This window comes from Nonomuraea sp. NPDC049141, assembly GCF_040648415.1.
In the GTDB taxonomy this organism is placed as follows: domain Bacteria; phylum Actinomycetota; class Actinomycetes; order Streptosporangiales; family Streptosporangiaceae; genus Nonomuraea.
Genome location: NZ_JBEZDR010000016.1, coordinates 154,141 through 176,963, shown reverse-complemented (window position 1 = coordinate 176,963; position 22,823 = coordinate 154,141). Strand labels below are relative to the sequence as shown.

The following is a 22,823-nucleotide window of genomic DNA, read 5'->3' as shown; positions in this document are numbered from 1 at the left end:
GATGTGTCTGACGCCAGGAGCGAGTGTCAGTACAGACGTCTACTATCCGGGCTGACTGGTGATCAAGTGTGACCACCGATTCCGTCTGAAGGGCGCCCCCAGCATGACCACCATCTTTACCGTGTCCGTCGACTCCGTCGAGGGCTTGACCCTCCGTGGGAGGGTGCACATCGTCAACCCCGACGTCCCATCCGTGCCACAGGAGACCGTCTTTCCCCTGTCTCTCCTGGCCGATGCCTGGTGGAAGCTGGACAACGGGTTTCTGCACGACGAAGACGATGAAGACGGAGAGCGGTACCCCTTCACCGAGGAGCAGGGCAAGGACATCGTGGCAGGCATGCGGCTGACAGATGAGTTCCCGGATCTCTTCGAACTCATCCTCGGTAAGGAGATAAGGGTCACCAAAGATGGATACCTACTCGCGGACGACGGCAAGACCGTCCTCGAACCCAGGCGCAAAGCGGAAGACGTGTACGAGCTGAGCGGGGGCAGCCGCCCCGGCTATTCCGTGTTTACTTCCGGCGACGCCGAGGAGTTCTCACAACGCGCCGCCGACATCGTGACCTCCTACGACATCAGCCCGTACCAGAACGTCCCGCTACTGAGTGAAGTCGCAGCGCTGAAGGACCCGAACGAGCCCTGGGATTCGGAGGAGCCGGACGGCCCCGCCGATCTGGACGATTTTGGCGCATGGGAGCTTCTGGGGGACTGCTCCTTCGCTGACTATCCTTACGCGGAGATCGTGGTGACGGTCAGCGACGCGGGCTACCTGGAGCACTTGGTCGCAGGTATGCGCTGGGATACGACCATGACCGGGCATGTGTGCTGAGAACTCGTAACACGAGCCTCAAGAGTGTCCTCAGTAGATAGCGGCGCCGGCTGGCGCGGGAAAGACGCCGAGCCACCGTCGACTCGCTCCTCGGAAGGCAGCGGGCGGGCCGTGGCTCCCAGCACCGCGGGCCAGAAGGCGGCCGCCGCCTCGGCCTCCTGCGTGGGGGTGTCGATCAGGAGGGCGTAGACACGACTGCGGTGCATGGTGATCATGCTGAGCGGACGCGCGATGCGGCACGTCGCCAGTAGCGCCAAACATACGGGGAGTTGTAGGTCCAAAATGGGCCACGACCACCACGCACCATGGAGGTAGACACTGTGAAGCGCATCGGCATCATCGGAGTGGGCGAGATCGGCCGGGCCATCGTGATGGGCCTGTGTGACGGAGGCGGCGAGTCGCCAGAGGTGTTCCTCTCTCCCCGGGGAGCCCGCACCGCCGCGGAACTGTCCGAGCGCTACGAGGGTGTACAGGTCTGTGCCGACAATCAGGAGGTGGTGGAACGCTCCGAGCTGGTGATCATCGCCGTACGTCGCCCAGACCGGCACGATGCCCTGGACGGCGTGCGGGTGGACGGCGACAAGGTGGTGGTCAACGTGATGGCCGGCGTCGGCAACGACGACCTGCGGCAGACACTCGCCACCGATGTCCCGCTGGTCCGGGCCATCCCCCTGCCGGCCATACGCGAACGCCGCTCCGTCACGGTGGTGTGCCCATCGCACCCGGAGGTGAACTCCTTCTTTGAGCAGATGGGTGGAGCGCTCCCCGTCGCGGATGAGGCGGCCTTCAACGTCTTCTCCGCGGTGACGGGGACGCTGACCGCTCACTACTGGTATCTCGCCACGCTCACGTCGTGGGCCGTCGGCCAGGGCATCGCCTCCGACGACGCCGAGCACTACGTCCGCGGCCTCTTCCAGGGCGTCGGCCGCTCCTTGAGTGACGAGACGCGCTCCCTGCACCAACTCGCAGCCGACCATGAGACCCCGAACGGAAGCAACGAACGCATCCGAACCACCTGGTTCGACTCGGCCAACTCCGAAGCCCTCAAGAAGGCCCTCGATGACCTCCTCACCGATCTGAAGTGACCGGCGGACCACCACAACACTCAGCCGCAACGATGGCCGCCGCCATAGCTGCAAGCCCTCGGCCCCCGCCGGCACTCCGTTCGACGGGCCCGAAGGAGCCATCGGCATGCTGAATCTCGCACCGGGCCTTTTGGTCGCCCACCCTGATCCGCAACTACGTGTTCATGTGCCTCCCCACGCTCGGACAGCATGTCTAAGCCGAATACTGGAAGCCGACCCAGGACCTACTCGATCCCAAGGCACTGGAACAGCTGATGTAGCTGCAGCGGGGCGGTCTTTAGGCAGCGTCTGTCGGCGTGGACTACGCAGCTTTTGCGTGGTCGGTCTCCGGTCTGGCGGGGAGCCCCTTCACGATGAGCAGGATCCCTAGGGGGACCTCGAAAAGACCGCCGGGGATGGCACCCCTCGTTTCGGGTGGTCTTACATCGAGTAGGCGCCGGAGGCGAGGGCGATGACGCCGACCACGGTCATCAGCAGCGCCGAGCCGGGGTGCATGGCGATCGAGATGCGGATGTCCTTCTTCTTCCAGGCGAGCCAGACGCCCGGGTAGAGGAAGACGAGCTTGGACAGGACCGTCCAGGGGGCCCAGAAGTGGTACACCGAGAAGAAGAAGGTGTTGAAGAGCGGGGCCCACTTGCCGAGCTGCGGGAGGCGGGGCAGCAGGAAGCCGCGGAAGTAGTACTCCTCGAGCAGGGGCAGGGTGAAGCCGGTGAACGGCGCGCAGATGAGCAGCGTGGTGAGCACGAGCTCCTGCGAGTAGCCCTGGAGGTAGGCGGTGCCGTCGGGGCCGGCGCCCTGGTAGTTCACCCAGGTGAAGAACCAGTCGTAGACGATGTTGTCCAGCGGGGTCAGCGAGAGCGAGACCACGGTCATCCACACGAGGCACGCGGCCCCGAGCCAGAAGACCTTGCGCCGCGAGAGCGGCTTGTCGCGGTAGTGGACGACGCCCTTCATCGTGAAGCGGCCGGTCTGCTTCTTGCCCAGCCACAGCAGGAATAGCTGGAGCGGGAAGAGCACAACCGCGAGGGCGATGGCCCAGGCCAGGAAGATCGGGAAGTTCATCGCCCGGACCAGAGGGGCGGCGATGAACGTGTACACGGCGACGATGACCGCGCCGGGCACTAGGTGGAGTGCGATGGAGAACGGGACGGAGTGACGGTCGGCGAGGAGCTTCGCGACGAAGCCTTTCGGCTGGGCGCCTGAGGTGTCGGCCGGGGGCCGCATTGCTGTGTCCATGCCGAGAATCGTCGCCCCGCGACCCAACACGGAGCTGACATGGTCCTGATACGGCTTCGAGTCGCCGTGAAAGGTGCAGGTTACGGTGGGTGCGGACTGGGCGGGAGCTATCGGGTCGCTTCCGCGTCGAGGATTCGTCTTAGCCCCTCCAGCCCGGTGTGCAGCCGCAGCGGTCGCTCTCTCAGAAGCCAGAGAAACTAGAGAAGCCAGAGAAAGCAGAGAAGAAGGCCAGGCCGATGACGACCGCGATGAGCCCGATGATGATTCCGCTGTAGCTGCCGCCGGTGTTGTCCGCGGGCACGGCGTTGGTCGGGTTCTGCGGGTCGTAGAGCACCTCGGTCTCGTTGCCGATGCCAAGGCCGGAGGTGGTGGCTGCCTCCGTCGCCGTCAGGCTTGGCTCGAGCACTGGCCGGCCCGCACGGCGTTTTCAGCGGACGGGGTAGGCTGGCCGGAAGATCGCGAGGTGGAGCCTTTCCTGACGGAGGCCGGGCCGGTGGGTGGGACAGGCGGTTGGGACGAGGCGGTGTGTTTCGAGGCCGCCCTGGACGTCATCGGCAGCCTCATGGCCTGGTGCACCGCCCAGGAGCAGGCCGCGGAAGGCGATCTCTTGGCGCGAGAGTCATGGCGGGCGTTGCGCGGCAGGTATCTGAGGGAGTTCACCGGCCTCGACCCGGCCGACCGGGTCGCCGTGGGGCGGGCCGTCAAGGCGCACGGCGCGCGGGTCGCCGAGCTGGGCGGCTCGCTCGAAGTGGTTTCCCGCACGGTGCCGGACGAGTACCGGCTCACCCGGGCGGAGCACACCCGCCTGTTCACCGAGCGGATCGTGCCCGAGATGCTGGACGCCGCGACGCCCAGTCCGGAGCCGACCGCGCTGCTCGTCGCGGGGGAGCCGGGCTCCGGGAAGACGACGCTGGTACGCCGGGCGACGCGGGCCCGGGTCGCGCCCAACGCGTGGGAGGTGATCGACCCGGAGGCGTTCCTCGCCCACCACCCCTATAGCTGGGACCTCGTGCTCCATGACGACCCGGTCGCCGGTGACCGGGTGATGACGGACGCGCTCGGCTGGTGCGCCCTAGCCGTCGAACGGGCGATCGCCCGCCGGGTGGACGTGGCGCTCGAGGTCGGCGCGAACCACGCCGAGGACGTGAGTGGCTACGCGGCGCTCTTCCGGGACGCCGGATATCGGGTCGAGGTCGAGATGACGGCCGTGCCGGAGGCGGTCGCCAGGTTGCAGCTCATGATCCGCTACCACTGCCGCCACGGGAACTGGGAAGTGCTGCCGGACCGGTGACTCAGGTCGCGGACGTGGCCCGCCGGAAGAGCGCGGCCCGGGCGCGGAACCAGGTCACCGTGTCCAGGGACGGCGGGCGGGCGCCAGCGCCGCCGAGGTGGGCGAGGAAGTCCGCCTCGGGTGCGAGGGCGTGCTCGCGCAGGTAGTACGCCACGGCGTCGGACCAGATCCAGGCGCCGTCCGTACGGAAGCTCCAGGGGACCACGCGGTGTCGCGAGGGGTTCATGGCGTCGTCCCGGAGGACCGGATTGTCGCGGATCACCATCGCGGACGTGAGGTAACCGATGATCCGCTCGCGCTGGGCCGAATCGGTCATGAGCGGATGGTCGGCGTGGAAGCGGGGGCCCGTTCCGCCGTCCATGGCGTCGTACACCCGCGCCCTGTGGAAGGCGTACGGCCGGGTGGGCGCCCACAGCAGTGACGAGCGCGCCTGGGCGGTTCGCTGGTACGGCGGCAGGGCCGACGCGTCCGTGTAGACCTCGACCTGCGGATCCGCCTCGCCCCGCTCACTCAGGGCGACCTGCGCGCGCAGCGCGAGCAGGCAGGGATCAGTGTCCGGGGCGACCTCGGCGAGGTACACCCGTTTCCCGCGAGGCCCGGGAGGGCCGTCGGGAGGGAAGCGCCACGCCCGCCACAGGCCGAGGGCTCCCGACCGGGCAGCGACCAGTTCGATCATGGTCGTGTCCCGGTCGTCCAGCAGGGTGTCCGCGAGTGCCAGGTCCCTCGTGTCGGTGAGATCGAGGCAGCGGCCGATCCGTTCCCTGTGCGCGCGGAGCACAGCCAGCGGCGCCGGGGCGAACTCCCATGCCGGGCCCGCCGCGTCCGGTTCGGCGGCGAGCGTGGCGTCAACGCCCGCGCTCGCCAGCAGGCCGGTGAGGAGGCCGGCGTCGCGATCGGCCAGCGGCACGCCGCGTTCGACGACCGCGACGGCGACGGCCTTGGCGAGGCTCTCCAGATCCTCGGCGACCAGCCGGTCCCTGGCCTCGGCGATCAGGCCGTCGGGCACCCGCCCGGACAGGCGCAGCAGCATCGCGTGACAGTCCGCGACCAGGCTCGGGAACCGGTAGGGGGTCATCCTGTCTCGTTCCTTCGCTGACGGTCCGCAGTGACGTTCATGCTGATTTCCTGAGGAGAGAGGTGGCGGTACAGGTCCTTCGCATTCTCATATCCCTCGAACGCGCGCGGCGACGCCACCTCCACACCGCGGATGACCTCGTATATCGAATGATCCTCCGTCGGCAGCATCCAGCCCAGCAGCGCGCGGACAAAATGCTCTTCACTGACGCCGGCCGGCCGTATCCAGTGGAATATCGAGTGGAGGCGGGCGGCGGTGCCCGATATTCCGGCGATGACGGGGAAACCCGCCCGGGTGGAGACCTTCTCGAACCACGGGTGATCGGCGCGCATCCCGAATTGGGCCGTTCCCAGCACCCAGCTCATCGGCTCCAGCGGATCGGGGTCCTCGGCGTCCGGCCTTGCCAGGAGGTCCGACCAGTTCTCTTCGGCGGCCGGGTCGTCCATCACGTTTCCGGCGTCGGCCGAGGCGGGCGGCTCCTTGATCGAGACCGCGGGCTGTGCGGGCAGGGGTTGCCGCTGGGCCGCCAGTTCGAGCGCGTGCAGGGGCATCCGGCGGTCCTGGAACTCCTTTGGCGTTCGCCGGAAGGCCTGCGTCTCCTCGAGCGTACGCGACCACCTGGCAGCCTGGCTCTCTTTGTACTCGGCCACGACGACGGCGGCGTCCGGCGAATGCGCGCCCAGGGTGGCGATCTTGAAGATCTCCCTGGAGTTGGCGAGCGGGCGCTCCAGGATGGGTTCCAGCCGGGGAACGTCCAGACCGGCTCGGGCCGCGATCTGCCGCCAATCCGGCCGGGCGCGCAGCTCGTACAGAGTCTCCTTGAGCGTCAGGTCGTCCTTGCTGAAGAACGCCGCGTTGTACAGCGCCGTCATCAGCATGCGCAGATTGCCCTCGCGGCGCAGGTCCGCGAGCGGGATCACGTCGCGTCCCACCTGGCCGGGGCTGCTGGGGTCGTGCTTGAAGAACGCCTGCTCGATGCGCGGTGCCGGGGTCCCGGGGTAAAGCTCCTGATGGAGGATGGTGAGGACGTCGAACAGCCTGGCCACCGTCCGCTCGGCCGCCGCCCGGGCGGCGGGGTCGTGGAACAGCGCGTCCCCGAGCCTGCGCTCGAAGTCCAGCTGCCGCTCGGCGGGCGTGGGATCGGGCGGGTGAGGTTCGTGCGGCTGGGGTTGGTACGCGGCGGGTTCGTCGGGGGCCAGCCACGGCCGTGCCATGGCCTCGACCGCGTCGGCTTCGTGGCCGAGCTGGTCGTACGTCGCGGCGTTCTCGGGGTGCTCCAGGCGTTGCCGGTCGAGGGTGGCGCGCAGATCGTTGAGGCGGCGGGTGAAATCTCGGCGCTCGGCCGCCGACCAGGGGCGCTCCCGCTCGGTGAGCAGGGCCTCCCGCGCGCCTGGCCGTCCGATCCAGGCGCCATTGGGGCCACGGCGGTTGGAGAAGATCGCCTCGCCGTTGCGCAGCCGGATGCGCACCGCGTTGACGATCGCGGGCGGGTCGTCGGACTCCAGGTGGCCCACCGTCTGCGCCGATCCGTGGAACCGGCTGTCGTGCGCGCTCACGGGCACGAAACGGCCGGCGCCCTCGCTGACCTTCTCGCTCAGATAACGGGTCAGGATCGACAACCGGCTCTGCGCTCCGGCCACCGCCACGAACTCGGTCTCGACCCGGTAGCCGTGATCCTTGAACTGCCGGACGAACGCGCCGGCCTCGCGTGGGTCGCCCAGCGTGGCCTCCACGACCACGTTGTAGCCCTGCTGGATGACGTGCTCGAACGCCATCGCCTGCCACGCCTTGGCGATTGGCTGGATGATGTTGTTGGTCGCGACCTCGTCCCAGGCCAGCAACTGGGCGTAGGTGGGATGGAAGACCTTGAAGTCGTCGACGATGATCTGGATGGCCCCGCCCTTGCCCTGGAACTCGTCATGGAGCCGGCGGATCGTGGTCGACTTGCCCGCGCCCGGCTGGCCGCCGACGACGATCATCGTCGGCTCCTGGGAACGCTTGGCGCCGGAGAGCAGCTCGGGGACGATGCGACCGTCGAAGATGTCACGCATCTCCTCATCGGTGAGCGCGTGCCTGACGGGGGCGTCCTGCAGGCCCCGCGGCGGCTCGGTCGGCTGTTTGGGGCCGGACGGTGAACGGCCTGTCGGTTCGCCGGAGACGGGCGAAGCGGCGGAGGACTTGGGTGCGAGGGGCGTGCCGTTGAGGGCCTGGACGAGATCGCTGCGAGTGGGCACCAGCTCACGGCGCGCGGGCCCCGTCGGTGGTGCGCCCTGGTGAGGGGCGGGCGGTGCCGCAGCCCGGGTCCCTTCATCGCTCGGAGCCGCAGTGGGAGCAGCGGTGGCGAGTGGCGCGGCGGTGGAGGGTGGCGCGGCGGTGGAGGGTGGCGCGGCGGTAGGTGTGGCTGGGGTGGGCGGCGCGGTATTAGGTGGCGCGGCCGTGGGTGTGGCGGGGGTATGGGCGGGGCCGGTCGGCGTCGAGGAGACGGGCGGTTGGGGCGTCCCACCCGCGACGGGCGGCTGAGAGGTTCCGCTGGGAACGGGCGCGCTGGGCGCTCCGGCGGTGACGGGCAGCTGAAGGTGTCCGGCGGCGACGGCTGTACGCGGCGCTCCGCCGGTGGCGGGGGAGGACGCCCCGCTGACTGCGGGGGCCACCGGGCTGGGGGCCGTGACGGATGCGACGCCGTTCGTGGTGGTGGTGGCGGTCGCGCCCGTGCTCGCCTGCGAGCTCGCCGTCACACTCGCCGTACTGCTGACCGTGCTCGACGTGCTCGACGTGCCCGGCGTCGCGGGCGGGGCGGTACCCGAACGCGAGGCGTCAGCGGCGGCGGCCGTCGCGTGGGCGGCGTCCAGGGCGGCGCGGGGATTGGCGATCGCGCCGGCGACGTCGACGCTGAACGGGCTGATCGTGTTCGTACGCCCGGCACCGGCCGCCATGCTCCCCAGCACCCCTTCGGCCGAGGGCAGCTGCCATTTGCCGTACACGACACCACTGGCCACGAACCCGGCGGGCACCGACACGGCCCCGTTGGTGAGCGCGGTCTGGAGTGCGCGGCCGGGGTAGCGGCGGAATGCGTTGAGGATGCCCGCAGCGTCCCCGGCGACGTCGTTCAGGGCTCTGACCCCCGGAAGTCCGTTCACGAACCTGGAGATCGGCCGGGCGAGCCGGGAGGCGAGCACGGCGCCGCCGGCGTCGCCGAGCATGGTGGCCATGGTCCGCTGGCCGTCCCACCTCATGCGTGTGCCCAGGTCGCGCTGTCGTTGCTGGGCGTAGCCATCGATCACCAAGCCTTCTGCGAGCTCCTCCGGCACCTCCCGCACCGCGTGGCTACCGATCGCCCTGGCAAGCAGGGCCTTTCCGTGTCCAAGCCCGCTCAGGCGGGTGGCGTTCACCACTGCGGCCTTGGGGGCGGCTCTCCCGGCGAAGCGGGCGCCCGCGGCCTCGTCCAGCCGTTTGAACACCTGGTCAAGGAACCTGCGCAGCTCCCTGGCGTATGGACCGAGCAGGGGCGTGGTGGCGCCAGCGCTGAAGAACGTGGCAAGCGCGGCCACTGTGGCGGCCGACAAGGTCACCCAGAACCCGGCGTTGATCGACAACTTGGCGTACTGCGTCTCGCGCGCGAAGCCGTCGTGCTGCACCGCGAAGGCGTACGCCACCTGCGCGTGCGCACTCAGCCCCGACTCCTCGGAGCCGAGGCGTTCGACCTGACCACGGAAGGCGTCGGCGGCAGGGCCTCGCCAGCCTTCGAGGATCTTGCCGCCCGCGATGCCGCAAGCTTCGGCGGCGGTCGCCGAGCATTTCGCCAGGTCCGCCCACGCCACTGCCAGCGCCGCCTGCTCGCTCTCACTGCCCTCCGGCCACAGCTGCCCGGAAGAGATCAACGCGAGCAGGATGTCGGCCAGCGGCGGCAGGCTCTCGCCCCACGCCTTCTCCACGTCGGTGGCGAACCCGCTGCTGCCGATCGTGTCGTCCGGGCTCCCGTGGGTGCCGGTGACCGGGGAGCTGATGTTGCGCCCTGGACCGGTGTCTATGGCCATGTCCGCCCCGGCCCGCCCTCGCGCCGATGGGCTGTGGTCAAGCTGCTAGACCCTCCTCCTGTCGAACGACATGGCCTCCGCCTCCACAGAGCCGTCGACGCTCTGCCGTACTGCCGTACCCGTGTCGACGATCTCGCCGACCATATTCCTTGCCCAGGAGAGCACCAGGTCGGGGCCGTCGTCCTCCATGTACGCCCGCCGGAACTCCCTGCCCGCCGAGTCGCCGCCCCATGGGGCGGCGACGTGCAGTCGTTCGATGCGGGCCACGGCGTCCCGGACCGCGCCGTCCAGATCGGCGGCCATGGCGTCCCAGCGTGCCAGGCCCGCCTCGACCGGCCCGCGCTCTATCCGCAGCCTCTCCCTCACGGGCTGTCCTGGCTCTCGCTCAGCGGCCAGAGCCCGGCGTCGAGGTCGCCCTGGAGTTGCGCCCGCATCTGAGCTGGAGGGATGAGCGGCTCGAAGATCGCGATGACCTCCTCCTGAGCTTGGGCCGCCGCCCGGTGCATGGTCTCCGTGATGACCGCGGCCAGCGCCCCCGAGTCCGGCCGCCGGAACACCCGCGGATCGAGATCGAGGCGTACGAGGTCGCCGCGCGCGCCCACCGTCACCGTGACCAGCCCGTCGGGCGAACGCCCGGTTACCCGCACTGCCCGGGCCCCGTCGTGCAATGCCCGCGACTCGTTCTGCAGGCGTACGAAGTTGTCGCGCAGCTCTTGGGTGTATGCGCGCAGCCCGTCGGCGTCCACCGGCAGTGAAGACATCATTTATCACCACCACGTTCACGGGAGAGATTTCCCGCTACCCTAGCCCGCGATTGATGCGTTTTTGAATACTTGAAGGTTTTTCGAAGTATGCGGAGTAAGAGAATAGACGAGGAATTCCTGTTTCAGGAATGCGCTGTGACGTCGTTGGACCAGCGGAAATCTGTCGGTGGCATGCGGCAGCCTGATGAGTCGTGAACGTGACCCGCGACCTGTCCCTATAGGCCCGCCACCTGACCCTCCTCGTGCAGAGCGTCGCCTTCACCACCCGCACGGAGAAGAGGACTCGGGAAACTTCAAGTACCCGACCTGGCCCAGGGCATCGCGTAAAGGCTCCTCAGGCCGCAGGGTCGAGGGTGGGATCGGTCGTGAGGATTCGCTGGTGGAGTTCCCGTACGGTCGGCCCCGGGGTGTTGTGGGCGTACAACGTGCCGCATCTGGAGTTGCTGGAGGCGTATGTGGCTGCGACGCAGCGGGAGCGGCCCAGGCCAGCGGGGTCGCAGACGTTGCTGGAGCGGTTGCCAGTGTGGATGAAGGCGGCCGGTAACCGGGCCGAGGTGCTCGCCGCGATCCGAGCGCTGCGTGACGGAGCGTAAGGGGGTTCGTCCAAGCCGGGGGAGCAAGGGTCGGCCCTGCCGCCGGCTATAGCAGGCGGTATCTGCTCAACCCACAGGCTGGTTCCAGGGTGTTGACCAACGACACCTACGCGCCCTTCATATGAAGCTGAAAGACGTCCGTCAGGGGCGGCCGAGGCCGGCGTCGCGGGCGCGGATGATGGCTTCGGCGCGGCCGGCCACCTGGAGCTTGGTGAAGATGCTGGAGATGTGGTTGGCGACCGTTTTCGGAGCGATGACCAGGTGGCGGGCGATCTCGCCATTGGGACGGCCGGCGGCGATGAGATCGAGGACCTCCCGCTCGCGGCCGGTGAGCTCGGGAAAGGGGTCCTGGACGGCCGGCGGGGCGGCGAAGAAGCCCAGTACCCGGCGGGCCACGCCGGGGCCGAAGATGGCCTGGCCGGCGGCGACGGCGTGGATGGCGCGGGCGATCTCGTCCTGCTGGGCGCCCTTGAGCAGATAGCCGCGGGCACCGGCACGCATCGCGGAGAACACCGAGTCGTCGTCCTCGTACATGGTGAGCATGAGCACCGCGACCTCGGGCGCCGCGTGGGCGATCCGGCGGGTGGCCTCGATGCCGTCCAGATGCGGCATCTGGATGTCCATGACCAGGACGTCGGGCTTGTGCGTCACCGCCTCGCGTACGGCGGCGTGGCCGTCGGCCGCCTCCGCCACGACGGTCAGGCCGCTGATGGAGTCCAGTAGCGCGCGCAGGCCGCTGCGCACCACTGGGTGGTCGTCGGCCAGCACAATTCTGATCATGTTGCCCCCAAGGGTAGCGTGGCCGTCACCCGGCCGCCGGTGGGCTCGGGGCCCGCGATGCAGGTGCCGCCCAGTTCGGCGGCGCGCTCGCGCATCGATCGCATGCCGACTCCCGGCTGCCACGCGCCGGACCCACCTCCGTCGTCGGCCACCTCAACGTGCAGGTGGTGGGCGGCCGGCTCGGCCGCGGCCGGATGTCCGTCAGCGTGGATCCGTATACGCACTCGGCCAGCGCTGGAGTGCCGGACCGCGTTGGTGAGGGCCTCCACCGCGATACGGTACGCCGCTGCCTCCACAGCCGCGGGCAGGGCGGGAAGGCCGGCGGCCTCGACGAGTACCGTCAAGCCGGGGCGTTCGAGCTGGGCGGCGCGTTGCCGGATCGCGCCGGCCAGGCCGAGGTCGTCCAGGGCCGGCGGCCGAAGGTCGTAGACGAGCCGCCGGATGTCGTCAATGGCCTGAGCGGTTTCGGCGCGAAGTTCGGTTAGGAGCGCCCGGGCGCGGCCGGGGTCGGTGACCAGGAGGTTGCCTGCGGCATCGGCCTTGAACGTCACGCCGGTCAGCACAGGGCCCAGGCCGTCGTGCAGATCGCGGCGCAGGCGCCGCCGTTCCTCCTCGCGGGTCACCACCAGGGCCTCGCGGGAACGCTGCAACTGCTCGGAGAGGGCGACCGCGTGCACCGCCACCGACAGCGGCGCCGCCAGCAGTTCCAGGACCGCCCGGTCCGGGCCGCCGAGGCGTTTCTCACCGGCACGCAGACCGATGACCACCTCACCCACCCGTACCCCGCCGTAGGTGAGCGGGATCGTGTGCAGCAGTTCAGGCGGTGCGCCGCAGGCCGCCACCTCGGTGTCATCGGTGCGGAGGGCGGCGAACGGCAGGCGCAGCGCCTCCTGTACGGCCTCCAGCACTCCGGGAAGACCGGTGTCCAGCCGCGCCCCGACCCGTGACACCGCCCGTACGGGATCGGCGCGGTCCCCATACACGATCCGGTCCACGATGCGCTGGAGGCGTACGCGCACCGGGTTGAACCCCACGGCGATCAGCACGGTGACCGCCGCCGAGCTGCCCAGCCCGGCCTCACGCCGCATCACGCTGTCGAGCAGAGCCACCAGGCCGACGTACGAGGCGACGACGACGGCCGTGAGCAGCGCGTACAGCACCGTTCTCGAGAGCACCAGCCGGATGTCGAGCAGCTGGTGGCGCAGGATCGCCACGGTCATCGCGGCGGGAATGAGCGGGATCGCGAGCAGGACGTAGACCGGCGCGTTCTGCAGGACCCCCCACGGCACCAGCACGATCAGGACGAGCAGCACCGCCTGCATCAGCCACAGCAGCTGACGGCGCCGCCGCTCGTCTCCGCGCTGGAAGCGCACCACCAGCGCCACCAGGCCTACCGTCATGGCGGCCAGGCCGCGCACCTCGACCGCCGTCCACAGCGGGTCAAGGTCGGCGTGGATGATCAGGTAACCAGAAAATCCGTCGACGACGGGATCCGGGCTGGTGCCCATCTCCAGCGCGAACAGCGGTGAGGTCACCACGGTGGCCCACATCAGCCGCCGAAAGACGGGACGACCATCGGGGAAGAGCTGCAGGATCAGCGGCAGGCACAACCCGATCGACCACGGCCACGCCCACGCCGCGACGGTGACGAGCGTGCGAATCAGTCCGCCGGGCCAACCGTCGCGCACACCGGCCTCGGCCAAAGGGACGATCGCGGCCGTCGTCGCGTGCCCGATCCCGGCGGCCAGCAACAGCCAGCCGACCGGGTTGCGAGGCCGGTGCCAGGCCACCAGGACACCGCCGATCGGAAACGACAGGCCCATCGCCGCGTTGGTCACGACGAAGTGGTCCCACGCCTCGATCCAGGTCATCCCGGCCACCGCACTGCCGATCGCGGCGACGGCGACCTCGGCAACGGCGATGCCGAAGAGCCCGGCGGCTAGCACGACCGGCCACCGTGCCTGCGCCGGCGAGGTGGCGGAATCACCCGGTGTCATGAGCACATGATGAGGTGCACAGGCCCGTCTGTCGTGGGTGTGCGCTCCTGGGACGGCCGGGAAATCCTTCGGGCCTCTCGGCGGCCCTGGCCCATGCGCCTGGGAACGGCGAAGGCGGACGCTTCTGGCATCTGACCTCCACCCCTACGATCTCGGAGACTCTTGCATGACCACCGCCATGCCCACGACCACGCGCGAGGCCGTCCCGCCGCTGCGTGCCGCGCTCGCGCTGCTCATCCCGATCGGCCCGCTGGCCGTCGCGATCTTGCGGGCCATCTTGCCGTACTCTACGACCGACGACTCAGCCGGGCTCGTCGGCAAGGTCGCCGTCCACCAGGACGCCCAGAGCGTGGTGCTGTGGCTCGCCTTCGCCGCCACCCTGACGCTGGTGCCGGGGACGATCGCGATCGGCCTGCTCGCGGTCCGGCGCGCCCCCCGGCTGGGGACGGCCGGGATGGTGCTGTCCGTCGCCGGCTTCTCCTCGCTGTACGCCGTAGGGGTCAGCGACCACGTCGCGCTGTCAGCGGCCCGCGATGGCCTCGACCTCGGTTCGGCCGCACGGCTCCTCGACGACGTGCAAGGTCTGCCCGCCGTCTCGGCGGCCACCATGCTGTTCGTCCTCGGCCACATCCTCGGCGTGGCTCTGCTCGGGGCCGCGCTGTGGCGAGGCGGAACTGTTCCCGCCTGGGCCGGGATGGCTTTGATCGTCTCCCAGCCCTTGCACGCCGTGTTCGCCGCCGTCGTGCCGAACGCCGCGCTCGACGGGCTGGCCTGGGGGCTGACCGCGGTGGGCTTCGCGGCCGCGGCGTTCGCCTTCGCCCGCCACCAGGGTGGGTCCATCCGCCCACCGGACAGGCGCGAGGACGGCAGCGTGTGATGATCCGCTCGTCACGCCCGCTCTTGATCGCCTGAAAGGAAGAGCCAACGGGGCCGACGAAGGAGGCCCTGCGGCGCCGATCGCCCCAGCCCGCCACAGCGCGGTAGCGGCAGGGCGTCCGGCGCAGCGGTCGGCTCGCGCACATCACCCGCTCCATCGCCTCGGAACACGAGTGCGGTGTCCAAACAATTGGCCCGCTTAGCGGACCAATTATCGCGTATTGGCTCTGTTGTCGAGCCACTATGAGGGCAAGGATCGTGACATGACCACTCAACACGAAGCATTGCGTGATCTTGCTGCGGTCTCGGTTTCTGACGCCATCACCCAGCTCCCTGGCCCCTTCCAGCAGCGCAATCTGGCGATGGTGAATGACACCACCGTCGTTCGCCTGGCTCGATTGGAAGGCGAATTCCCCTGGCACTACCACGATGAGGACGAGCTGTTCCTGTGCTGGGACGGCAGCTTCGAGATCCAGTTGGAGGGGCGGGACCCGGCGGTGCTGAATGCGGGCGAACTGTTCGTCGTTCCCAAGGGGATGCGGCACCGCCCCGTTGCCGACAAGGTCGCCCATGTCCTGCTCATCGAGCACCCGGACACCAAGCAGTACGGGAATTGACGCAACGCGCCCCAAGACCCTTACCGGGTTCAAGGACTCCTCTGACCGCGCCGCCCGGAGCCGATGAAGACCCGAACCTCGACAGGCAAGATGCACATCAAGCCGTCAGCCCGCACATCAGGACCCCGCCCGGAGCGTCCGGCGGGGTCTTCTTATGCGGGAACAGCACCACCGTGAATGTCGCGTTCATCGCCATCTTGAGTGACCGGCAACACGCGTTCCGCGAAGGTTCACGGCCCCATCACGCCGTGGTCGTTACGGGGGTTGGCCAGCGATCTAGCGTCGTGAGGCCAGATAGACCTAATGCAGCGGACGAGAAGGTCGTCGTCAACCACGACCGGCAGATCAGCGCTCAGAAGTGCCGCGACACCGCACCGGTCACGCCCGGCGATCCGCTGTACCCGTACGTCGGAAAGTACATCAAGGACCTGACCCTGGCTCAGATCAAGACCATGGACTGCGGGTATCAGCAGTTGCCCGGTTTCCCCGAGCAGGAGCAGATCAAGGGCTTCCGGATGGTCGAGCTCAAGGACGTCCTGAACCTCGTCAAGAGCTACCGCGCCAAGCAGGTCACGCTCAACATCGAGACCAAGGTCGAGGCGGGCGCGCCCGAGCAGACCGCGCCTCGCGAGCTGTTCGTCCGCCGGGTCTTCGAAGAGATCCACACCTCGGGGATCGAGCGCCAGGTCACCATCCAGTCCTTTGACTGGGGTGCATTGATGGAAATGCATCGGCTTGCGCCGACGTGGCCGCTGGTGGCGCTGACGAACTACGACTTTCTTCAGATCGGCAAGCCCGGCGCCTCCCCGTGGCTCGGTGGCATTGACGTCGACAACTACGAAGGCGATTTCGTGAAGGCGGCCGCCGCCATCCCTGGCGTCACGGCGCTCTCTCCTAACTACGGTTTCCCGCAGAGTGGGAAGGTCGGTGACCCGGGCTTCCGCTTCTACCCCGATCAGGCGATGGTGTCGGAGGCGCACGCCCGGGGCCTGAAGGTCATCCCGTGGACCTGCGACGATCCCGCCACCCTAGAGGCCCTCATGGACATGGGCGTTGACGGCATCATCACGAACTACCCGAACCACGTCCGGCAGATCATGGCCGGCCGCGGCATGCGACTGCCGAAGGCCTACGCGCCGCGCTGACTCCCTCTCGGGCACGCGACATCGTCCCGCCTACCGCCACCCAAGCCGCTGGGCGCGGCGTTCCGGGTTACTCGGCGGGGCTTGTCTCCCCGTTCGCGTCACCCACGAGATGTTCGCGGACCGCGGTGAGGATGCGGTCGGACAGGTCGTCGTCGGCGCAGGCCCGTGACAACAGCAAGGCTCCCACGATGGTGGACAACTCCACGAGCACCTCCTCCTCGTTCCCGTCGTCGAGCTGCCGCATCCCGTCGACCATGCCGCGCAAACCGGTGGTGAACGCCTGACGCAGGGGGTCGCCGGGTTCGGCGCGGGCGGCGTCCACCGCGAGGGCCGGGCCGGGGCAGCCGAGGGCGGGGTTGTCGCGGTGCAGGGCCGACACATAGCCCGCCAGGAATTCGGTGCGGGCGCGGCCGGGGGTGGTGTGCTGTGTGACGTCGTCCAGGGCGGTGGCTCGTTCGGCGAACGCTGCCGAGCAGGCCTGGGCGACCAGGTCGTCCTTGGAGCTGAAGTGGCGGTAGAAGCCGCCGTGGGTCAGCCCCGCCGCGGCCATCGCCTGCGGAACGCTCACCTTGTCGACGCCGTGCGCGCGCAGCAGCTTCGCCGTGGCCTCGATCACCTGCTCACGGTGCCGCGCGGCTTCGGCCTTGGATGCTCGGGGCATGGTGGGTACACTTCCCTCACGGTATAGATGATGCTAATAATCTATTCTATTCAGAAGGAGGTCCGTCCATGGTCGCGATCGAGAATTCCGTGGCGCTGGTGACCGGTGGCCAGCGCGGTCTCGGCAAGGCGTTCGCCGAGGCACTGGTGGAGCGCGGAGCGGCGAAGGTCTACGTGACCGCGCGCAAACCCGCTACCAGCGATGATCCGCGCATCCTGCCCGTTGCCCTCGATGTCACCGATCAGGACGCGGTATCGGCCCTCGCCGCCCAGGCCCGGGAGGTGACCATCGTGATCAACAACGCCGGCGTGCTCATCCCGTCGCCGCTGCTGAAGGCGGACATGGCCGACGTGGTCGCCACGTTCGACACCAACGTGTTCGGCGCGCTGCGCGTGGCGCGGACCTTCGCTCCCGTCCTGGCGGCCAACGGCGGTGGGGCGCTGGTCGACATCCACTCCGTGTTGTCCTGGGGTGCCGGCGCGGCGGCCTACGGTGCCTCGAAGGCCGCGCTGTGGTCGATCACGAACTCCCTGCGCGTCGAACTGGCCCCGCAGGGCACCCAGGTCGTCGGCGTGCACCTCGGCTTCGCCGACACCGACATGACGGCGGGGATCCCGGTTCCGAAGGTATCGCCCGCCGAGGTCGCCATCGCGGTGCTGGACGGCATCGAAGGCGGTGCCGACGAGGTGCTCGTGGACGAGGTCACCAGGCAGATGAAGGCAGTGCTGTCCGGCCCGGTAGGAGGGCTCACCGTAGCCATCGGGCGTTGAGCCGTCGAACCTGAAGGAGGCAGGGCAGATGCCGTTGTGGCAGGTCTATCATCCCGTCGGCGCGTATTCCGAGGAGCAGAAGCGTGGCTTCGCCGAGGATGTCACGCAGTTCTATGCCCGTTTCGGGCTGCCGAAGTTCTACGTCGTCACGCTCTTCCACGAGGTCCCGCGGGCATCGTTTCTGGTCGGGGGAGTACCTTCGGACGACACCGTGCGCGTCGTGATCGAGCACATCGCCCGCCATGCTGAGGATTCCGGCCTGCGCGAGCGGATGAGCGAGGCCCTGGGTCGCCTGCTGGCCGCGCATACCGGCGACCGCGGGCTGCACTGTGAGTTCCACGTCGACGAGACCCCGCGGGATCTGTGGATGATCGACGGGTTGCGCCCGCCCCCGACGGGCTCGGAGGCGGAGCAGCTCTGGGCGCGGGACAACCGGCCTGTGCCCTACTGATCACGCCGCACCGATCAGGCGCGTGGTCACGGGCCATGCTCCTCGTCGTGGGTGGGGTGTCCGTTGAACTGGCTAGAGCACTTTGGACAAGAAGGCCTGAGTCCGTTCGTGCTGGGGGCGGTCGAGCACTTGGCTGGGTGGGCCGCTCTCGACGACGACGCCGTTGTCCATGAACACCACCTGGTCACAGACCTGCTTGGCGAAGCCCAGCTCGTGGGTGACCACGACCATGGTCATACCGCCCTCGGCGAGGTCGCGCATCACGTCGAGGACCTCCCCTACCAGTCCAGGGCACCAGCAGATCCCTGTTCCGCTCTCCGATATCGGGCGCGTCTGGGTGCTGCCTCCTGCGCGTTTCGCGAAGGTTCACGCCCCCATCACGCCATGGTCGTTACGGGGGTTGGCCAACGATCTAGCGTCGTCGTCCGGAGTCGCCGACGGAGCGGTCAGGGACGTGGCGCGCTGGTCGAAGAACAGGCGGGCGACCAAGTCACCCCGGGAACCGGTGCCGGACTTGGCGAAGATCGACTTCAAATGGTCCTGAACGGTGTAAGTCGCCATGTGAAGCTGGTTGGCGATCTGTCTGGTCGGCAGCCCTTGCGCGACGAGTTCGGTGACCCGCCTCTCTCGCTGGGTCAGCCCGTACATGTCTGCCAGCAAAGGGGCCATCTCGGCCGGCCGGGCCGCTTCGAGAAGCACTGCGACTGGCGCCAGCGGGCCCTCGCCCAACAGGGACGCACGGACGATCACCCAACGGCCCGTCCGAGTTCGGACGCGCGCTCGGGCCAGCCCGACGTCGGCAACCCGCTCCCCCCTGTCGGCGATAGCACGAGCCCGGCCGGCGACGGAGCGGATCACGAGCGGCAGCCTGGTGCCGACTCGTTCGCCGATTCCGAGTTCGTCGACCCACTGCTCGGCCTCTCGGTTAGCGAGGTCGACACCGTCCTGGGGATCCAGTACGAGCATTCCGGCGTCAGGGCGGTCGGCACACGCATCATCCAGCAGGAGCGTCCGGCGCAGTCCGTCCGAGATCAACCCGGTGAGCGATGAAAGGAGCCGAACCTCGGACAACGAGAAGTACGGGCTGTCCGTCTCGCGGAACATGGTCAGAGCGCCCCACGTGCCGGTGCTGCTGGAGAGGACGACCCGAAGTTCGTCGGAATAGCCCCCGGGGCGTCGGACCTCTCGCTGACGGCGGCTGAGGTCGAGATCGCCGGCGGTAGCGTCGCTCAGGCTCGCCGCCGCTGTGCCCGCGCGCGCCATGTCGACCCATTTGGTGTAGTCCGGTTCGCACAACTCGATCTCGACGAGCCGACTGATCGAATCCGCGGGCAGCCCGTTCTCGACGAACTCCGCGGTCGGCAGCATGGTGGCCGGGTCCATGGTCATCAGGCAGGAACCCTCCGACGGCACCGCGGCATTGAGGGCATCGCTCACCGCGCGCCAGTAGTGCTCCACCGGCATCCCGCGGTGAACCAGTCGCACGAGGTCGTCGCGGACCCGTTCGCGCATCGCCTGGGCGTAGACCATGGTCAAGCGTAGCCGGACCCCAGAAATATGGGATACCCGTGAGAACCGCAGTCGCGGGACGCTGATCGCACACGACGGAGGAGTCACAATGAGGACATTGCACGTCGGGCTGCGGGTGGCCGACCTCGCACGGTCGCTGGCGTTCTATGAGGCCATCGGCTACGGGGTTGTCGGGAGCGTGCCCGAGACGCCGATCGGGCATCTCACGATGCTCAAGCTGCCGGACGACGAGTTCGTCACCCTCGAGCTCGTTCACGACGGCAAGCCGGTCGAACGCGGCACCGATCTGAGCCACCTCGTCGTGAAGGTCGAGTCGATGGCGGACATTCTGGATGCCCTTGCCTCACGTGGGATCGAGCCCGCCGGCCCAGGTCAGGAAAGTGAGGACGGCCTGAAGACGGCGTTTGCCGCCGACCCGGACGGCCGCCGGATCGAACTCGTCCAGTGGCCTCCCGGCCACGCCGACGGCATGACCGCGGCCGATTGGCCGGACGACGGGGGCGACTCCGATGGGTGACGCGCCGATCCGTCTGTACATGTCCATGTCCGTCGACGGCTTCATCGCCGGACCGGACGACCGTAAGGGCCAGGAACTCGGACGCGACGGTGGGCGGCTGTTCAACTGGCTTGACGAGCGGATGTCCACCGGGATCAACGGGCAGGTGTACCGCGAGGCCTTGGCCACCGGCGCCGTGATCTCGGGACGCCGCACGTTCGAGCTGGCGGGAAGGTGGCAAGGCGATCATCACGACGGCGTACCGATCCATGTGCTGACCCACCACGTCGACGCGGGTGACGTGCCACCTGGCAGCGCGAAGTTCTACACCGACGTCAACATGTGCGCCGCCGAGGCCACATCGAGCTGGAGCCGGTCCGTCGGCTCGAAGGTCGCAACGCCACACATTTGCGATACCGCATAGTCCATTGAGGAGGAGAACAATCATGACTGCCGCATTGCTGGCGATAGATGCTCTCGATGAGGTTCCCGCTGGGACCTGGACCATCGATCCGGCACACAGCACCATCGGGTTCTCGGTTCGCCATCTGATGGGCAAGGTGCGCGGGACCTTCGAGGAGTTCACCGGTTTCGTGACGACCGCCGAACGGTCAAGCGGCTGCTCCGCGACCGCCACGATCGCGATGAGCTCGGTGAACACCGGAGTCCGGATGCGTGACGACGACCTTCGTTCCGCCAACTTCTTCGACATCGACCGGTATCCCGATATGATCTTCGAAAGTACCGGCCTGACCGTGAACGACGGACTGCCCGAACTCTGCGGCAAGCTAACGATCCGCGACATCACGCGCGACATCGCCATGGAAGTCGAGTTCCTCGGCCTTGACGAGACCGGACTGCAGGGCGAGCAGCGGATCGGGTTCTCGGCAACGACGACGATCCGCCGGTCTGAGTTCGGCGTAGGCGCTGCCGGGGATGGCCAGAAGGTCGTCGTCGGCGACAAGGTCACCGTCCAGCTCGACATCCAAGCCGTACTCGAACCCACAGTCTGACGTTGACCAGGGCCGACCCGCAGGTGAAGAAGCTCTGCGTCAGCCCTTGCCGAGGACGCAGAACTCGTTGCCTTCCGGGTCGGCGAGGACTGTCCATGACTGCATTGCCCTGGCCGACGTCGGCGTTGGTGGCGCCCAGGGCCCGCAGCCGGGTCACCTCCGCGTCCTTGTCGTCAATGGGGTACGGCAGGAGGTCGAGATGGACGCGATTCCGCACGGTCGTCACGTCGGACGTGCGGCGTAGCTCCAGATACGGTCCGACCCTCTGCGGAGCGCAGCATCGCGTGATCGTTGGTCACCTCGTGCAGGGTCAACTCCGCAGCCTCGCCCCAGAACCGGGCCATGGCCCGCGGGTCCGCGCAGTTGACCACCACTGCGGCGATTGGCCCGGTGTCTCGGTAGGTCTCCCGGGGCTCCCGTACGCGGAACATGTTGCCCTCCGGGTCGGCCAGAACCGTCCACGGGACGTCGCCCTGGCCCACATCGGCGGGTGCAGCGCCGAGATCCTTCAGGCGCGCGACCAACTCGGCGTGATGGGCCGCAGAGGTGGTGGCGAGTTCGAGGTGTGCGCGGTACTTCACCGTTTCGGGGTCCGGGACGGTCACGACATCGATGTAGAAGCCGGCGGGGTCCGGCCAGGCGAAGCTGGCCGCCAATCCGGTGGCGGGGGTGTTGATCGACCGGTTCGACGCGCGCCGCGTGCTCATCTGACTTTCGGCCCGCCTGTCAGCCGAGGTGGTGTCGGCGCCCGGGGCTTGAACAGACGCCTCTGTCGCACCGGTCCCATCCCCGGCGGAGATCGCGTTCGCAGGTCGTTTCGTCGCCGCGGCCCCGGGCCTCGAACTCACCTGGCCGGCTGGGTCACTTGAAGGTGGTCTCGGCATTGGTCCGCGCCACGGCTTTGATCTGGGCAGCCGTCAGAAGCCGGAGAAACTAGAGGAACCAGGGATACGAGAGAAGGCAGCGAAGAAGAACAGGCCGATGACGACCGCGATGAGCCCGAAGACGATTCCGCTGTAGCCGCCGCCGTCGGCGTCGTCCGCGGGCATGGCGCTGGTCGGGTCCTGCGGGTCGTAGAGCACCTCGGTCTCGTTGCCGATGCCAAGGCCGGAGGGGGTCGCTGCCTCGGTGGTGATTTCCCGCCCCTCCACGGTCGTGAAGGTCAGAACCGGCCACTGTGTCGCTCTTAAGCGCTCCCCCTGCCCCACGAACGTGGTCCGGACATCGCTGACCACGCCTGGCACCCGCTGCGCCCGCCGGACGAACTGCTTGCCGTCGATGATTCCCTTGATCGAACGGAGAACGATCAGTCCTCCGAACGCCACGAACAGCAGCGGAAGGTACGGGAACAGATCTCTCAACGCGGATCTCCTTGGGTCGCCTGCATCGTAGAACGTCCCAGAGGACCGTAGGTTCCCGCTGTCAGCCGATGAGCGCCGGGCCCACGAAACCGCATGGATGTTAACCGCGGCCGCGAGAAGTCTCTACGAACGGATCCTGCGCGGCGAGGCGCGATGAGCCTGGCGCCGCGGACGGTGTTCTAATGCGCGCCGGGCGAGATCAACGAGGCCCTCGAGTAG

23 protein-coding genes and 2 pseudogenes are annotated in these 22,823 nt (G+C 68.5%); 12 read left to right on the top strand and 13 right to left on the bottom strand.

The annotated features are described in order from the left end of the window. Window positions 1–103: 103 nt before the first annotated feature. Entirely contained in the window at window positions 104–829 is a 726-nt protein-coding gene (locus tag AB0B91_RS40835; protein ID WP_358331972.1) for a hypothetical protein, read from the top strand. 320 nt (window positions 830–1,149) lie between these two features. Then, complete coding sequence (locus AB0B91_RS40830) at window positions 1,150–1,914, top strand: NAD(P)-binding domain-containing protein (RefSeq protein ID WP_358331970.1); 765 nt, start codon at window positions 1,150–1,152, stop codon at window positions 1,912–1,914. 420 nt (window positions 1,915–2,334) lie between these two features. On the opposite strand, the gene AB0B91_RS40825 is transcribed toward AB0B91_RS40830, so the two are convergent. Together AB0B91_RS40825 and AB0B91_RS40820 are read right to left on the bottom strand one after the other, a co-directional pair. Beyond that, window positions 2,335–3,150, bottom strand: a complete 816-nt coding sequence (locus AB0B91_RS40825) for a CPBP family intramembrane glutamic endopeptidase (protein WP_358331967.1) — start codon at window positions 3,148–3,150, stop codon at window positions 2,335–2,337. A 181-nt stretch (window positions 3,151–3,331) separates the two neighbouring features. Beyond that, entirely contained in the window at window positions 3,332–3,556 is a 225-nt protein-coding gene (locus tag AB0B91_RS40820) for a hypothetical protein (RefSeq protein WP_358331964.1), read from the bottom strand. A 57-nt stretch (window positions 3,557–3,613) separates the two neighbouring features. Between AB0B91_RS40820 and AB0B91_RS40815 the strand changes: the two genes are divergently transcribed. Beyond that, window positions 3,614–4,441 (top strand): zeta toxin family protein, encoded by an 828-nt coding sequence (locus AB0B91_RS40815; RefSeq protein WP_358331961.1) that lies wholly within the window; start codon window positions 3,614–3,616, stop codon window positions 4,439–4,441. Window position 4,442: 1 nt separating this feature from the next. On the opposite strand, the gene AB0B91_RS40810 is transcribed toward AB0B91_RS40815, so the two are convergent. Genes AB0B91_RS40810 through AB0B91_RS40795 form a run of 4 tightly spaced genes read right to left on the bottom strand, consistent with a single transcriptional unit; the run spans window position 4,443 to window position 10,314 of the window. Next, complete coding sequence (locus AB0B91_RS40810; RefSeq protein ID WP_358331958.1) at window positions 4,443–5,516, bottom strand: hypothetical protein; 1,074 nt, start codon at window positions 5,514–5,516, stop codon at window positions 4,443–4,445. Next, window positions 5,513–9,550 carry a zeta toxin family protein gene (locus AB0B91_RS40805; protein ID WP_358331955.1) on the bottom strand — a complete coding sequence of 1,346 codons (4,038 nt, stop codon included), beginning with the start codon at window positions 9,548–9,550 and terminating at the stop codon, window positions 5,513–5,515. The genes AB0B91_RS40810 and AB0B91_RS40805 overlap by 4 nt, the downstream gene beginning before the upstream one ends. Window positions 9,551–9,595: 45 nt before the next feature. Beyond that, window positions 9,596–9,916, bottom strand: a complete 321-nt coding sequence (locus AB0B91_RS40800; protein ID WP_358331952.1) for a hypothetical protein — start codon at window positions 9,914–9,916, stop codon at window positions 9,596–9,598. Next, window positions 9,913–10,314, bottom strand: coding sequence for a YbaB/EbfC family nucleoid-associated protein (locus tag AB0B91_RS40795; RefSeq protein WP_358331949.1), 402 nt, complete (start codon window positions 10,312–10,314; stop codon window positions 9,913–9,915). Before AB0B91_RS40795 ends, AB0B91_RS40800 begins: the two co-directional genes overlap by 4 nt. Before the next feature lie 365 nt (window positions 10,315–10,679). Here AB0B91_RS40795 and AB0B91_RS40790 point away from each other — a divergent pair, with 365 nt between their 5' ends. Continuing rightward, window positions 10,680–10,907: a hypothetical protein gene (locus AB0B91_RS40790; protein ID WP_358331946.1), complete on the top strand. Its 228-nt coding sequence runs from the start codon at window positions 10,680–10,682 to the stop codon at window positions 10,905–10,907. A gap of 141 nt (window positions 10,908–11,048) precedes the next feature. Here the strand turns inward: AB0B91_RS40790 and AB0B91_RS40785 are convergent, their stop codons facing one another. Both AB0B91_RS40785 and AB0B91_RS40780 read right to left on the bottom strand, forming a co-directional pair. Further along, on the bottom strand, window positions 11,049–11,687 hold the full coding sequence (locus AB0B91_RS40785) for a response regulator transcription factor (protein ID WP_358331943.1): 639 nt from the start codon (window positions 11,685–11,687) through the stop codon (window positions 11,049–11,051). Continuing rightward, complete coding sequence (locus tag AB0B91_RS40780) at window positions 11,684–13,684, bottom strand: histidine kinase (RefSeq protein ID WP_358331940.1); 2,001 nt, start codon at window positions 13,682–13,684, stop codon at window positions 11,684–11,686. The genes AB0B91_RS40785 and AB0B91_RS40780 overlap by 4 nt, the downstream gene beginning before the upstream one ends. Before the next feature lie 166 nt (window positions 13,685–13,850). On the opposite strand from AB0B91_RS40780, the gene AB0B91_RS40775 reads away from it, so the two are divergent. The 3 genes from AB0B91_RS40775 (at window position 13,851) to AB0B91_RS40765 (ending at window position 16,322) form a co-directional block, all read left to right on the top strand. Next, window positions 13,851–14,561 carry a hypothetical protein gene (locus tag AB0B91_RS40775; protein ID WP_358331937.1) on the top strand — a complete coding sequence of 237 codons (711 nt, stop codon included), beginning with the start codon at window positions 13,851–13,853 and terminating at the stop codon, window positions 14,559–14,561. Between the two features lie 262 nt (window positions 14,562–14,823). Continuing rightward, window positions 14,824–15,177 carry a cupin domain-containing protein gene (locus AB0B91_RS40770; protein WP_358331934.1) on the top strand — a complete coding sequence of 118 codons (354 nt, stop codon included), beginning with the start codon at window positions 14,824–14,826 and terminating at the stop codon, window positions 15,175–15,177. A 173-nt stretch (window positions 15,178–15,350) separates the two neighbouring features. Then, entirely contained in the window at window positions 15,351–16,322 is a 972-nt protein-coding gene (locus AB0B91_RS40765) for a glycerophosphodiester phosphodiesterase family protein (protein WP_358331930.1), read from the top strand. Window positions 16,323–16,389: 67 nt separating this feature from the next. On the opposite strand, the gene AB0B91_RS40760 is transcribed toward AB0B91_RS40765, so the two are convergent. After that, the gene (locus AB0B91_RS40760; protein ID WP_358331927.1) at window positions 16,390–16,983 is read right to left on the bottom strand and encodes a TetR/AcrR family transcriptional regulator; all 594 of its coding nucleotides are present in this window, start codon (window positions 16,981–16,983) and stop codon (window positions 16,390–16,392) included. 68 nt (window positions 16,984–17,051) lie between these two features. Between AB0B91_RS40760 and AB0B91_RS40755 the strand changes: the two genes are divergently transcribed. Continuing rightward, on the top strand, window positions 17,052–17,753 hold the full coding sequence (locus AB0B91_RS40755; protein ID WP_358331924.1) for an SDR family oxidoreductase: 702 nt from the start codon (window positions 17,052–17,054) through the stop codon (window positions 17,751–17,753). A 28-nt stretch (window positions 17,754–17,781) separates the two neighbouring features. Then, on the top strand, window positions 17,782–18,204 hold the full coding sequence (locus tag AB0B91_RS40750; protein ID WP_358331921.1) for a tautomerase family protein: 423 nt from the start codon (window positions 17,782–17,784) through the stop codon (window positions 18,202–18,204). Window positions 18,205–18,276: 72 nt separating this feature from the next. Here AB0B91_RS40750 and AB0B91_RS40745 read toward each other — a convergent pair. Together AB0B91_RS40745 and AB0B91_RS40740 are read right to left on the bottom strand one after the other, a co-directional pair. After that, window positions 18,277–18,489: pseudogene (locus tag AB0B91_RS40745) on the bottom strand (ectoine/hydroxyectoine ABC transporter ATP-binding protein EhuA); the annotation flags it as partial. 81 nt (window positions 18,490–18,570) lie between these two features. Next, window positions 18,571–19,734, bottom strand: a complete 1,164-nt coding sequence (locus AB0B91_RS40740) for a helix-turn-helix transcriptional regulator (protein ID WP_358332262.1) — start codon at window positions 19,732–19,734, stop codon at window positions 18,571–18,573. A gap of 88 nt (window positions 19,735–19,822) precedes the next feature. On the opposite strand from AB0B91_RS40740, the gene AB0B91_RS40735 reads away from it, so the two are divergent. Genes AB0B91_RS40735 through AB0B91_RS40725 form a run of 3 tightly spaced genes read left to right on the top strand, consistent with a single transcriptional unit; the run spans window position 19,823 to window position 21,243 of the window. Further along, entirely contained in the window at window positions 19,823–20,251 is a 429-nt protein-coding gene (locus AB0B91_RS40735) for a VOC family protein (protein WP_358331918.1), read from the top strand. Continuing rightward, window positions 20,244–20,654: a hypothetical protein gene (locus tag AB0B91_RS40730; protein ID WP_358331915.1), complete on the top strand. Its 411-nt coding sequence runs from the start codon at window positions 20,244–20,246 to the stop codon at window positions 20,652–20,654. The genes AB0B91_RS40735 and AB0B91_RS40730 overlap by 8 nt, the downstream gene beginning before the upstream one ends. Window positions 20,655–20,676: 22 nt before the next feature. Beyond that, complete coding sequence (locus tag AB0B91_RS40725) at window positions 20,677–21,243, top strand: YceI family protein (RefSeq protein WP_358331912.1); 567 nt, start codon at window positions 20,677–20,679, stop codon at window positions 21,241–21,243. A gap of 39 nt (window positions 21,244–21,282) precedes the next feature. Here AB0B91_RS40725 and AB0B91_RS40720 read toward each other — a convergent pair. Together AB0B91_RS40720 and AB0B91_RS40715 are read right to left on the bottom strand one after the other, a co-directional pair. Then, window positions 21,283–21,887 (bottom strand): annotated as a pseudogene (locus AB0B91_RS40720) (VOC family protein); the annotation flags it as partial. A 273-nt stretch (window positions 21,888–22,160) separates the two neighbouring features. Further along, window positions 22,161–22,604 (bottom strand): DUF3592 domain-containing protein, encoded by a 444-nt coding sequence (locus AB0B91_RS40715; protein ID WP_358331909.1) that lies wholly within the window; start codon window positions 22,602–22,604, stop codon window positions 22,161–22,163. Window positions 22,605–22,823: the final 219 nt, after the last annotated feature.